The organism is Roseomonas genomospecies 6, from assembly GCF_008365375.1.
GTDB lineage: Bacteria > Pseudomonadota > Alphaproteobacteria > Azospirillales > Azospirillaceae > Azospirillum.
On sequence record NZ_QOKW01000007.1, the window covers coordinates 145,922 to 158,492 of the forward strand.

Sequence of the window (12,571 nt, forward strand, 5' to 3'; positions counted from 1 at the left end):
AAAGGGATCGGACGGTACGGAAACGATTTGTTTTCCGGAAATTCCGTCCCAAGAATTGAGAGAGCGCGAAGGGGAACGAACGGAATGCCGTGGAGCAATCAGGGAGGGGGTGGCGGTGGCGGCCCCTGGGGTCCTCCGCCCGGAGGCGGCGGTCAGAATCCGTGGGGCCGTCCGCCGGGCGGCGGTGGCGGCGGTGGCGGCGGAGGGCCGCAGCCTCCGGACCTTGAGGATCTGCTGCGCCGCAGCCAGGACCGCCTGAAGAAGGTGATGCCCGGCGGCGTTGGCAGCGGGCGCGGCGTGGCCCTGGTCATCGGCCTGCTGGCCGTGGTCTGGCTGGCCAGCGGCATCTACCGCGTCGAGGCGGACGAGCAGGGCGTCGTGCTGCGCTTCGGCCAGTGGGTGCGCACCGAGCAGCCGGGTCTGCGCTACCACCTGCCGGCGCCCATCGAAACGGTGCTGATGCCCAAGGTGACGCGCGTCAACCGGATCGAGGTGGGCTACCGCTCGGCCGGCGACGGGCGGCGCGGCGACCGCGACGTTCCCGACGAATCGCTGATGCTGACCGGCGACGAGAACATCATCGACATCGACTTCACCGTCTTCTGGGTCATCAAGGACGCGGGCGAGTATCTGTTCAAGATCCGCGATCCCGAGGCCACCGTGAAGAAGGCGGCGGAAAGCGCGATGCGCGAGGTGATCGGCCGCACCGACCTGCAGCCGGCCCTGACCGAGGCCCGTCAGCAGATCGAAACCTCCACCCGCCAGCTCCTCCAGGCCATGCTTGACGACTACGAGGCGGGCATCGAGGTGACGCAGGTGCAATTGCAGAAGGCCGATCCGCCGGCTCCGGTCATCGACGCCTTCAACGACGTGCAGCGCGCCCGCGCCGACCGCGAACGCGCCCGCAACGAGGCCGAGGCCTACCGGAACGACGTGATCCCGCGCGCCCGAGGCGACGCGGAACGGCTGATCCAGGAAGCCTCCGCCTATCGCGAGCAGGTCGTGAACCTGGCCCAGGGCGACGCCGACCGCTTCCGCAAGGTCTACGACGCCTACTCGACCGCCAAGGACGTGACCGCCAAGCGCATGTACCTGGAAACCATGGAAGAGATCCTGCGCGGCGCCAACAAGGTCATCATCGACGGCAACGCCCAGGGTGCCCAGGGTGTTGTTCCTTACCTGCCGCTCAATCAGCTTCAGCCGTCTTCCGGCACGGCGGCGCGGCCCGCCGGCCAGCAACCGGCCCGCTGAGGAGGGATGCCATGAACCGCACATTGTTGGTCGCCGGCATCGGCATCCTCGCGGCGGGCGTTCTCGCCTCGGCCTCGCTGTTCACGGTGAACGAGGCGCAGCAGGCGCTCGTCCTCCAGTTCGGCGAGCCGATGCGGGTCATCCGCGATCCCGGACTGAAGGCCAAGATCCCCTTCATCCAGGAAGTCCGCATCCTCGACCGCCGCGTGCTCGACCTCGACCCACCGGTGGAGCAGGTCATCCTGGCCGACCAGAAGCGCCTGGACGTGGACGCCTTCGCGCGCTACCGCATCCTGGACCCGCTGCGCTTCTACCAGACCGCCGGCAACGAGGCGGTGGCCGAGACGCGCATGAACGCCATCGTGAACTCGGCGCTCCGCCGCGTTCTCGGCAGCGTGACCCTGCTCGCCATCCTGTCGGACGAACGTCCGCGCGTGATGAACGACATCCGCGGTCAGGTGAACGACGAGGCGAAGCGATTCGGCATCGAGATCGTCGACGTCCGCATCCGCCGCGCCGACCTGCCGGAGGAGACCAGCCAGTCGATCTTCGCCCGCATGCGGTCGGAGCGTGAGCGCGAAGCCGCCGAGGCCCGCGCCCAGGGTCAGGAACAGTCGCAGCAGATCCGCTCCCGCGCGGACCGCGAACGCACCGTCATCCTGGCCGAAGCGCAGCGCGATTCGCAGATCCTGCGCGGTGAAGGCGACAACCAGGCGCTGAAGATGATCGCCGAGGCGACGTCGCAGGACCCGCAGTTCTACAGCTTCTACCGGACGCTCGAAGCCTACCGGAAGTCGCTGAACAAGGACGACACCACCATGGTGCTGTCCCCGACCGGCGAGTTCTTCCGCTACTTCGGCGACATCACCGGCGGCGCCAACGGCCAGCCGGCTCCAGCCGCCGGCACGGCTCCGGCGCCGCAGCGGGCCCCGGCCCCGGCGACCGCCCAGCAGCAGTAGGACGTCGCGCTCCTTTCCTCCTTCCCCCTTTCCCCTTCCACGGGGAAGGGGTTGGGTGGGGGGCGTGTTTCCCCACCCGAACCTTGTCTCCCCTTCGAAGCGCCACCCGACCGATGACGGACCTCCTCACCGCGCTTGCCCTGGTCCTGGTGATCGAGGGCGTGCTGTACGCGCTGTTCCCGTCCGCGATGCGGCGGCTGATCGTCGAAGCGTTGACCATGCCGGAAAGCCGCCTGCGCGCGGCCGGGCTGGTGGCGGCGATGGCCGGGGTCGGATTCGTCTGGCTTTTGCGGGGCGCCTGACGCTCTTTGCCACGCGCGCGTCGCTGGACCGCGCCGCCATTTTCCGGCCATACTCCATTCCCTATACTCGCGCGTCCTCCGTGACGGATGGGCCCCCGTGCACGCTCGCTTGAAGCGGTGCCGCGCGCGGCTTACATCCGGCAAACGGATCGGTGAAGCGCCCCATCGGAACGCGACTCATTTGAAACCGTGAGCCGATTGGAACAGATGGCCGATTGGAACAAGAAGGTGCCGGATGTCCGGCAGGGAGAGCTGAGTTGAACCCGAACCACCCCATCCACCGCGCCGACTCCGGCCTCCGGCTGCGCGTCGTGCCGCTGATCGCCGCTCTCCTGTTGGGGCTGTCCGCCGCCGTCGGCACCCCCGCCATGGCCCAGTCGCGCCCGGCGCCGACCAGCTTCGCCGACCTGTCGGAGAAGCTGCTGCCCGCCGTGGTCAACATCTCCACCAGCCAGGCGGTGCCGCAGCGCCAGCAGGGCGCCCGCCCCGAACTGCCGCAGTTCCCGCCGGGCTCGCCGTTCGAGGAGTTCTTCCGCGACTTCTTCGACCGTCAGCAGCAGGACCAGCCGCAGCAGCCGCGCAAGTCCACCTCGCTCGGTTCCGGCTTCATCATCGACGCCAAGAACGGTTACGTGGTCACCAACAACCACGTCATCCAGGACGCCGACGAGATCACCGTCATCCTGCAGGACGACACCAACATCAAGGCCGAGCTGATCGGCAAGGACCCGAAGACCGACGTCGCGCTGCTGAAGATCACCACCAACCATCCGCTGGTCGCCGTTCCCTTCGGCGATTCCGACGCGATGCGCGTGGGCGACTGGGTGCTGGCCATCGGCAACCCGTTCGGCCTGGGCGGCTCGGTCACCGCCGGCATCATCTCGGCCCGCCAGCGCGACATCAACGCCGGCCCCTACGACGATTTCCTGCAGACCGACGCCTCGATCAACCGCGGCAACTCCGGCGGCCCGATGTTCAACCTGAACGGCGAGGTCATCGGCATCAACACCGCGATCTTCTCGCCGTCGGGAGGCTCGGTCGGCATCGGCTTCGCCATCCCGTCGAACCTCGCCAAGCAGGTGGTCGCGCAGCTCCGCGAGTACGGCAAGACCCGCCGCGGCTGGCTGGGCGTGCGCATCCAGGGCGTGACCCCGGAGATCGCCGAGAGCCTGGGCCTCCAGGGCCACAAGGGCGCGCTGGTCGCCTCCGTCACCCCGAACGGCCCGGCCGCCAAGGCCGGCATCCAGGCGGGCGACGTGGTGACCAAGTTCGACGGCAAGGAAATCAACGAGATGCGACGCCTGCCGCGCGTCGTCGCCGAAACGCCGATCGACAAGGCCGTTCCGATCGAGGTGTGGCGCAAGGGCAAGTCGCAGCAGCTTCAGGTGAAGGTGGGCGAGCTTGAGGCCGCCGAGGAATCGGGACTTCTCGCCGCCAACCCGGAGGAGCAGCGCCGCCAGCCGCAGCAGTCCCCGGCCCAGAAGCCGACCGAGACGCTGGGCCTGAAGCTGACCAACATCACGCCGGAACTGCGCCAGCAGTTCGAGATCAAGCCCGAGTTGAAGGGCGTGGTGGTGACCGAGGTGGCCGGCAACTCCACCGCGTCGGAAAAGGGCATCCGCGCCGGCGACGTGATCATTGAGGTCGGCCAGGAGGAAGTCCGCAAGCCGGAGGACGTGACCTCCAAGATCCAGAAGGCCAAGGAGCAGGGCAAGAAGTCCATCCTGCTTCTGGTGGATCGCCATGGCGACCTGCGCTTCGTCGCCATCCCGCTCAGCCAGGGCTGATCGGCGCAACGCTTCAACGAAAAAGGCACCGGCGGGACATCGCCGGTGCCTTTTTTTCTTTGTGAAGCAACGGTGCTGGAAGAGGGGGTCAGCCCTCCACGAAATCCCCGATCCGGTAGCCCTGGGCGAACAGCAGGGCGGTCAGGTCGCCGTGGTCCACGCGGGCGCGGGCCTGGGCGGCCACGGTCGGCTTGGCGTGGAAGGCCACACCCAGCCCGGCGGCGAGCAGCATCGGCAGGTCGTTCGCGCCGTCGCCCACGGCCATGGTCTCGGCGGTGGGGACGTGGCGCTCCCCGGCGTAGGCGAGCAGGGCTTCCAGCTTGCTGTCCTTGTCCAGGATCGGCTCCACCACGGCGCCGGTCATGATGCCGTCCACCACCTCCAGCACGTTGCCGCGGTCGTCGTCGAAACCGACCCAGTCGCGCACCCGCTCGGTGAAGCAGCGGAAGCCGCCGGAGACCAGCACGCAGGTCGCCCCGTTGGCGCGCATGGTGGAAACCAAAGTCTTGGCGCCCGGCATCAGGGTGGCGCGCTGCCACACCTCGTCGATGACGCTGTCGTTCAGCCCCTTCAGCAGGGCGACGCGCTCGCGCACCGCGGCCTTGAAGTCGATTTCCCCGTTCATGGCGCGCGCGGTGATGGCCGCGATGTGATCCTTCAGCCCGACATAGTCACCCAGCTCGTCCAGCATCTCCTGCTCGATGATGGTCGATTCCATGTCGGCGACCAGCAGGCGCTTCTTCCGGTTGCCCGGCTTCTGGGCGATGACGTCCACGGCGAGCCCGTCCGGCGCAAGACCCGCCAGCGCGCGGCGCACCGCGGCCTCCGCCTGTTCTGGCACCAGACCTTCCTCGGCGATGTCGCAGGCGCGGTCCGGCGCCAGCCAGTCCGGCTTGCCGGTATCGGCCCCCAGCGCGGTCAGGGACGCGCGGGCGGCCTGCACGGCCTGTTCGTCGAGAACGGCGGAGGCGGCGGCGATCAGCGTAACGACAGCGCTCATGGTGGGCGATCCTGGAGAAACCGTGGGGGAGGGCGCGCGCGCTCCCTACCACAGCCGGGGGATTGCGCCAACCGTCGTGCTTCGCAGGCCGGTGAATCGCCCGGGCTCATTCGCAGTGGCGTATGCGGCGACAGTGAACCACAGAGACACGGAGACACAGAGAACCCAACCGGCGCTGCCCCGGCACCATCGATCTCCGTGCCTCTGTGTCTCTGTGGTGAAGCCCTGATGGACGACCGCAAGCGAGCCGCCTTGCATTGATGGGCCTTCCCCTGCCATACGCTGTTTTCGGAGGAACGTCAGGCAAGGCGACATGGTTCAGGACAGCCCGCAGAACCGGGATGTGCGGCACCGGCATGTGGTGGTGATCGGCGGCCCCACGGCGTCGGGCAAGTCGGGCATGGCGCTCGACATCGCGGAGGCGCTGGACGGCACCGTCATCAACGCCGACAGCATGCAGCTCTACGCCGAACTGGATGTGCTGACCGCCCGGCCGGGGGCGGAGGATCTGGCGCGTGTGCCGCACCGGCTCTACGGCGTGCTGCCGGCGGCGGAGCGCGGGTCCGCGGCGCGCTGGCGGGATATGGCCCTGGCCGAGATCGCCGAGGCCCACGCCGCCGGGCGCCTGCCCATCGTCGTCGGGGGCACCGGCCTCTATCTGCGCACCCTGATGGAAGGGCTGAGCGCCGTTCCCACCGTTCCGGACGAGGTGCGGAAGGCCGCCCACGCCCGCCTGCGGGCGCTTGGCGGCGAGGCATTCCGTGAGGAGCTGGTGCGCCGCGACCCGGCCTCGGCCAAGCTGAACCCCGGCGACACCACCCGCCTGACCCGAGCCTGGGAAGTGCTGGAGGCCACCGGCCACCCGCTGTCCCACTGGCAGACCCAACGGGCCGAGGGCGCGCCGGAGGGGCTTGCCTTTTCCGTGCTGGTGCTCGACCCGCCGCGGGACGCGCTTTACGCCAATTGCGACCGGCGTTTCCGTGTGATGATGGGGCAGGGGGCGCTGGAGGAGGTGCGGCGTCTGGACGCACTCGGCCTCGATGCCGACCTGCCGGCGATGAAGGCTCTGGGCGTGCCGGAACTGCGCGACCACCTGCGCGGCGCGCTGACGCTCGACGAAGCGATTGCGCTGGCTCAGCAATCGACGCGCCGTTACGCGAAGCGGCAGGTCACCTGGTTCCGCCACCAGCTCGCGGCCCGGCCCCCGGCCTCCGCGCTGCATGGCTGCCATACGATCAATTCGCTCTATGAAAGACCGCTTAGTGAAGCAATACTGACCTATCTTGAAACGACGTTGCGTCGTTGAGCCTCGGGAGGATTGAAAGTGACGGTCGATTGGGGAAACGTGTTTGCCGGTCGCGTCGCCGGTATGGGAGCTTCGGAAATCCGGGAGCTGCTGAAGCTGCTCGAACGGCCGGAAATCATCTCCTTCGCCGGGGGCATCCCGGACCCCGACTTCTTCCCGACCGCGGCCATCGCCCGCGCCTATGAGAAGATCTTCCAGTCCAATGCCGGGGCCGGCGGTGCGCTTCAATACACCATCAGCGAGGGCTACACGCCGCTGCGCGAATGGATCTGCGCCTACATGGGCCGCCACGGCATCCAGGCCGGGCTGGACGAGGTGCTGGTGACCAGCGGATCGCAGCAGGCGCTGGAGTTCGTCGGCAAGCTTCTGATCGGGCCGGGCGAGAAGATCCTGGTGACCCGCCCGACCTATCTGGGCGCGCTCCAGGCCTTCTCGCCCTACGAGCCGCAATACCTCTCCGTCCCCGGCGACGAGGAGGGGCCGGAACTGGCCGCGGTGGAAGCGGCCCTGGAGCAGAAGCCCAAATTCTTCTATCTCGTCCCCGACTTCCAGAATCCCAACGGCACCACGATCTCGCTGGCCCGCCGCGAGGCCCTGCTGGACCTCTGCGCCAAGCACGGCGTGCCGATCGTCGAGGACGCCGCCTACACCGAACTGCGCTATGAGGGTGCGGCGATCCCGCCCATGGTGGCGCTGGACGCCGCCCGCAACGGCGGCAAGATCACCAACGTGCTCTTCTGCGGCTCCTTCTCCAAGACGATGGTGCCGGCCTTCCGCGTGGGCTGGATCAACGGCCCGGCGGAGGTGATCAACCGGCTGGTGCTGATGAAGCAGGCCGGCGACCTGCACACCAGCACCATCAACCAGATCGTGCTGCACGACGTGGTGTCGCAGAGCTTCGACAGCCACATCCGCCGCCTGCGCGCCGGCTACAAGGAGCGCCGCGACGCCATGCTGACCGCGTTGGCCGAGTTCGCCCCGGCCGGGGTGACCTGGACCAAGCCGGAAGGCGGCATGTTCGTCTGGATCGAACTTCCGGAGGGCACCGACGGGGTGGACCTGCTGGCCCGCGCCATCAAGGACGCCAACGTCGCCTTCGTCCCCGGTTCCGCCTTCCACGCCGACCGCTCGGGCAAGAACACGTTGCGCCTCAGCTTTTCCAACAACAACCCGGAGCGCATCCGCGAAGGCATCCGCCGCCTCTGCGGTCTGCTTCAGACGGTCGCGGCGTAAGCGACCCGGTTCTTCCGCAACGGCCTGCCTCCGCACCCGCGGGGCAGGCCGTTCGCTTTTGGGGCCGGCTTATCGGGAAGGACGACCTTTCCAGCTTGCGAAATATTCGGAAAAACTGCGGCAAAAAATCTTTTCGATCATTCGCAAAATGGGTTGACCGGCGACCGGCGGATTGTCTAGTTTGCCGGTCCCGGCCCTCGCCTTTGGGGATAACCCCTTGTTTTCCCAGCGGGCCATGGCCGGGGTTTGAGAAGGAACAGGGCCGCCCGTGAAATGAGGGGCCCACATTGGAAGGTCGTGAGCTATGCCCGAACAGAAGCTGACCGGCGCGCAGATCGTCATCAAGGCCCTGAAGGACCAGGGCGTCGACATCATCTTCGGTTATCCGGGCGGCGCGGTACTTCCGATCTACGACGCCATCTTCCAGCAGAACGACATCAAGCACATCCTCGTCCGGCATGAGCAGGCCGCCGTGCACGCCGCGGAAGGCTATGCCCGCTCCACCGGCAAGGTGGGTTGCGTGCTGGTGACCTCCGGCCCCGGCGCCACCAACGCCGTGACGGGCCTGCTGGACGCGCTGTGTGACAGCATTCCGCTGGTCTGCCTGTCCGGGCAGGTGCCGACCCACCTGATCGGCAACGACGCCTTCCAGGAGGCCGACACCACCGGCATCACGCGCCCCTGCACCAAGCACAATTACCTGGTGAAGGACGTCAACCAGCTCGCCCGCACCATGCACGAGGCCTTCTATGTGGCGCGCAGCGGCCGCCCCGGCCCGGTGCTGGTCGACATCCCGAAGGACGTGCAGTTCGCCGACGGCACCTACATCCCGCCGACCGAGGTGAAGCACAAGACCTACCGTCCGCAGGTGAAGCCCGAGATCGCCCGCGTGGAGGAGGCCATCGAACTGATCGCCAACGCCAAGCGCCCGATCTTCTACACCGGCGGCGGCGTGGTGAACGCCGGCCCGATCGCGGCGAAGCTGCTGACCCAGTTCGTGAAGATGACCGGCTTCCCGATCACCTCGACCCTGATGGGGCTGGGCGCCTTCCCGGCGTCGGACCCGCAGTGGCTGGGCATGCTGGGCATGCACGGCACGTACGAGGCGAACCTCGCCATGTACAACTGCGACGTCATGATCAACATCGGCGCCCGCTTCGACGACCGCGTGACCGGCAAGCTGTCGGAGTTCGCGCCGGGCTCGAAGAAGATCCACGTCGACATCGACCCCAGCTCGATCAACAAGAACGTCGCGGTGGGCATCCCCATCGTCGGCGACGCCGGCGCCGTTCTGGAAGACATGATCCGCATCTGGAAGGCCCGCCAGAAGCGCGCCGACCAGACCGCGCTGAAGGAGTGGTGGGGGCAGGTCGAGGGCTGGCGCGCCCGCAACTGCCTGAACTACAACCGCACCGAATCGGTCATCAAGCCGCAGTACGCGCTGGAGCGCCTGCGCGAGGCGCTGCGCGGCAAGAACCATTACGTGACGACCGAGGTCGGCCAGCACCAGATGTGGGCCGCCCAGTTCCTGCCCTTCGACGAGCCGAACCGCTGGATGACCTCCGGCGGCCTGGGCACCATGGGCTATGGCCTGCCGGCGGCCATCGGCGCGCAGCTCGCCCATCCCGACGCCATCGTGGTGGACGTGTCGGGCGAGGCGTCCTTCCTGATGAACATGCAGGAGATCGGCACGGCGGTGCAGTACCGCGCCCCGGTCAAGATCTTCATCCTGAACAACAAGTACATGGGCATGGTGCGCCAGTGGCAGGAGCTGCTGCACGGCTCCCGCTACTCCAACAGCTACTCGGAAGCGCTGCCCGACTTCGTGAAGCTGGCGGAATCCTGGGGCTGCGTCGGCCTGCGCGCCACCACCGTGGCCGAGGTGGACGAGGTCATCGAGAAGATGCTGGCCGTCACCGACCGCCCCTGCATCGTGGACATTGCCGTGGACCCGAAGGAGAACTGCTTCCCGATGATCCCCGGCGGCAAGGCCCACAACGAAATCCTGTTCGGTCCGGAGGACAGCCCGTCCGACGCCACGCCGGAAGACGGCATGGTGCTGGTCTGATCGCGGCGACCAAGACGAACGGTTGAAGGCCCTCTGGCGGAGTACGGATCGTGGAAGAGAAGATCGAGAAGCACACCATCGCCGTGCTGGTGGACAATGAGCCGGGCGTGCTGGCCCGCGTCATCGGCCTGTTCTCGGGCCGCGGCTACAACATCGAAAGCCTGACGGTGGCGGAGGTGAACAACGCCGACCACCTGTCGCGCATCACGCTGGTCACCTCCGGCACCCGCATGGTGGTGGAGCAGATCAAGGCCCAGCTCGACCGCCTCGTCCCGGTGCACAAGGTGCACGATCTGACGGACGAAGGTCCGTCGGTGGAGCGCGAATTGGCGCTGGTGAAGGTGGCCGGCACCGGCGAGCGCCGCATCGAGGCGCTGCGTCTGGCCGACATCTTCAAGGCGAAGGTCGTGGACGCCACCCTGACCTCCTTCGTGTTCGAACTGACCGGCACGACGGCGGAGGTGGACGATTTCGTCGGGCTGATGGCCCAGCTCGGCCTCGTCGAGGCCAGCCGCACCGGCGTCGTCGCCATGTCCAAGGGAGCCGCCGGGTTCTGAGGACCGGTATGCGTGACGGCGGGCCATGTTGAGGGAACGACCCAGCCCGCCGTCCTTTTGCAGGTCTGCCGAACAGTCTTGTGCTTGACGCGGCCCTTCCGCCGGTGGAGTAATTCCGCTGCGCAAAACTCGCACCACCAGATCGAAAAATCCAAGGAAGATCACCATGCGCGTCTATTATGATCGTGATGCCGACGTGAACCTGATCAAGGGGAAGAAGGTCGTCATCGTCGGCTACGGCAGCCAGGGCCACGCCCACGCCAACAACCTGCGTGACAGCGGCGTGAAGGACGTGCGCATCGCCCTCCGCCCGGGTTCGGCCACCATCAAGAAGGCCGAAGGCGCCGGCTTCACGGTCATGGCTCCGGGCGAGGCCGCCGCCTGGGCCGACGTGGTGATGATCCTCACCCCGGACGAACTGCAGGCCGACCTTTACCGCGACGACCTCGCCAAGAACCTGAAGGAAGGCGCCGCCCTGGCCTTCGCGCACGGCCTGAACGTGCACTTCAACCTGATCGAGCCGCGCGCCGACCTCGACGTGTTCATGATCGCGCCGAAGGGCCCCGGCCACACCGTGCGCGGCGAATACCAGCGCGGCGGCGGCGTGCCCTGCCTCGTGGCCGTTCACCAGAACGCCTCGGGCAACGCTCTGGACATCGCCCTGTCCTACGCCTCGGCCATCGGCGGCGGCCGCGCCGGCATCATCGAGACCACCTTCAAGGAAGAGTGCGAGACCGACCTGTTCGGCGAGCAGGCCGTGCTCTGCGGCGGCCTGACCGAGCTGATCAAGGCCGGCTACGAGACGCTGACCGAGGCCGGCTACGCCCCGGAGATGGCCTATTTCGAGTGCCTGCACGAGGTGAAGCTGATCGTCGACCTCATGTATGAGGGCGGCATGGCCAACATGCGCTACTCGATCTCCAACACCGCCGAATACGGCGACTACAAGACCGGCCCGCGCATCATCACCCCGGAGACCAAGGCCGAGATGAAGCGCGTCCTGGAGGACATCCAGACCGGCCGTTTCGTCCGCGACTGGATGCTGGAGTGCAAGGCCGGCCAGCCGTCCTTCAAGGCGACCCGCCGCCGCAACGCCGAGCATTCGATCGAGCAGGTCGGCGAGAAGCTGCGCGCCATGATGCCCTGGATCGCCGAGCGCCGTCTGGTGGACAAGTCCAAGAACTGATCGGTTCCTGGATCGAGAAACGGGAAAGCGCGCCGCGAGGCGCGCTTTTTCGTTTTGAGGGTGCAGGGTTGGGAAACCTTGGCCCCCTCCCTAACCCTCCCCCGCCTTCGGCGAGGGAGGGGATTTACCCCCTCCACCGCAACGCGGGGGAGGGCCGGGGAGGGGGCAGCCGAAAGCTTCTCGTCACACATCCCCCCGCGACCGGTCCGCCCTCGGACGCTCGTCGAGAAGCGGCCGCCCGGTGGACACGAAATGCACCACCTCCGCGATGTTGGTGGCGTGGTCGCCGATGCGCTCCAGGCTCTTGGCGATGAACAGAAGATGCATGTGGGCGGTGAACATCTCCGGCAGGCGGGCCGCCGACTGGTTGATGCTCTCGCACAGGCTTGTGTACAGCTCATCCACCTCGTCGTCGGTGCGCCAGACGCGCAGCGCCAGCTCGACGTCCCCGTCCACATAGGCGTCCACCGCCGTGGTCAGGCGCTGGCGCACCAGGCGGCCCAGGTTGGGCAGGGTGCTCATCGCCGGGGACTCGGGGAACTCCGCCACGGCGGCGGCCCGGCGGGCGGTGTTGGCGGCGTGGTCGCCCACGCGCTCAAGGTTGCCGGCGATCTTCAGGGCGGCGATCACCTCGCGCAGGTCGTCGGCCACCGGCTGACGCAGCACCAGCATCCGCATGCAGTTCGCCTCGATCTCGTGCTCGTAGCTGTCGAGCCGGGCATCCGACTCCACGATGGCGCGGGCCTGCTCCGGGTTGCGCTGGGTCAGGCAGCTCAGCGCGCCGTCCAACTGGGTTTCGGCGGCCCCCGCCATCTGCACGATGCTGGCCTTCAGCCGCTTCATGGCGTCTTCGAACGCGGTGACGATGTGCGGGGCGGGGCGCTTCATGGGGGCGGGCCTTGTCGATGCGGCGGACGGCCGG

Annotated in this window: 11 protein-coding genes; 9 read left to right on the plus strand and 2 right to left on the minus strand. The window is 67.7% G+C overall.

The window, feature by feature from the left end:
* Positions 1–84: 84 nt before the first annotated feature.
* The 4 genes from hflK (at position 85) to DS843_RS11670 (ending at position 4,299) form a co-directional block, all read left to right on the plus strand.
* Complete coding sequence (hflK, locus tag DS843_RS11655) at positions 85–1,251, plus strand: FtsH protease activity modulator HflK (RefSeq protein ID WP_149469048.1); 1,167 nt, start codon at positions 85–87, stop codon at positions 1,249–1,251.
* A gap of 11 nt (positions 1,252–1,262) precedes the next feature.
* A complete protein-coding gene (gene hflC / locus DS843_RS11660) occupies positions 1,263–2,210 on the plus strand; it encodes a protease modulator HflC (RefSeq protein WP_149469049.1) in 948 nt (315 codons plus the stop codon).
* Between the two features lie 113 nt (positions 2,211–2,323).
* Positions 2,324–2,512, plus strand: a complete 189-nt coding sequence (locus DS843_RS11665; RefSeq protein WP_149469050.1) for a DUF2065 domain-containing protein — start codon at positions 2,324–2,326, stop codon at positions 2,510–2,512.
* Positions 2,513–2,769: 257 nt separating this feature from the next.
* Complete coding sequence (locus DS843_RS11670) at positions 2,770–4,299, plus strand: DegQ family serine endoprotease (protein WP_149469051.1); 1,530 nt, start codon at positions 2,770–2,772, stop codon at positions 4,297–4,299.
* An 88-nt stretch (positions 4,300–4,387) separates the two neighbouring features.
* Here DS843_RS11670 and serB read toward each other — a convergent pair whose 3' ends face one another.
* The gene (gene serB, locus DS843_RS11675) at positions 4,388–5,299 is read right to left on the minus strand and encodes a phosphoserine phosphatase SerB (RefSeq protein ID WP_149469052.1); all 912 of its coding nucleotides are present in this window, start codon (positions 5,297–5,299) and stop codon (positions 4,388–4,390) included.
* Positions 5,300–5,612: 313 nt separating this feature from the next.
* On the opposite strand from serB, the gene miaA reads away from it, so the two are divergent.
* The 5 genes from miaA (at position 5,613) to ilvC (ending at position 11,649) form a co-directional block, all read left to right on the plus strand.
* Positions 5,613–6,605, plus strand: a complete 993-nt coding sequence (gene miaA, locus DS843_RS11680) for a tRNA (adenosine(37)-N6)-dimethylallyltransferase MiaA (RefSeq protein WP_149469053.1) — start codon at positions 5,613–5,615, stop codon at positions 6,603–6,605.
* Between the two features lie 18 nt (positions 6,606–6,623).
* Positions 6,624–7,838, plus strand: coding sequence for an aminotransferase-like domain-containing protein (locus tag DS843_RS11685; RefSeq protein WP_149469054.1), 1,215 nt, complete (start codon positions 6,624–6,626; stop codon positions 7,836–7,838).
* Positions 7,839–8,142: 304 nt separating this feature from the next.
* Positions 8,143–9,906: an acetolactate synthase 3 large subunit gene (locus DS843_RS11690; protein ID WP_149469055.1), complete on the plus strand. Its 1,764-nt coding sequence runs from the start codon at positions 8,143–8,145 to the stop codon at positions 9,904–9,906.
* A 50-nt stretch (positions 9,907–9,956) separates the two neighbouring features.
* Positions 9,957–10,463, plus strand: a complete 507-nt coding sequence (ilvN, locus tag DS843_RS11695; protein WP_149469056.1) for an acetolactate synthase small subunit — start codon at positions 9,957–9,959, stop codon at positions 10,461–10,463.
* Positions 10,464–10,629: 166 nt separating this feature from the next.
* Complete coding sequence (gene ilvC, locus DS843_RS11700) at positions 10,630–11,649, plus strand: ketol-acid reductoisomerase (protein ID WP_149469057.1); 1,020 nt, start codon at positions 10,630–10,632, stop codon at positions 11,647–11,649.
* A 183-nt stretch (positions 11,650–11,832) separates the two neighbouring features.
* Here ilvC and phoU read toward each other — a convergent pair whose 3' ends face one another.
* The gene (gene phoU, locus DS843_RS11705; protein WP_149469058.1) at positions 11,833–12,537 is read right to left on the minus strand and encodes a phosphate signaling complex protein PhoU; all 705 of its coding nucleotides are present in this window, start codon (positions 12,535–12,537) and stop codon (positions 11,833–11,835) included.
* Positions 12,538–12,571: the final 34 nt, after the last annotated feature.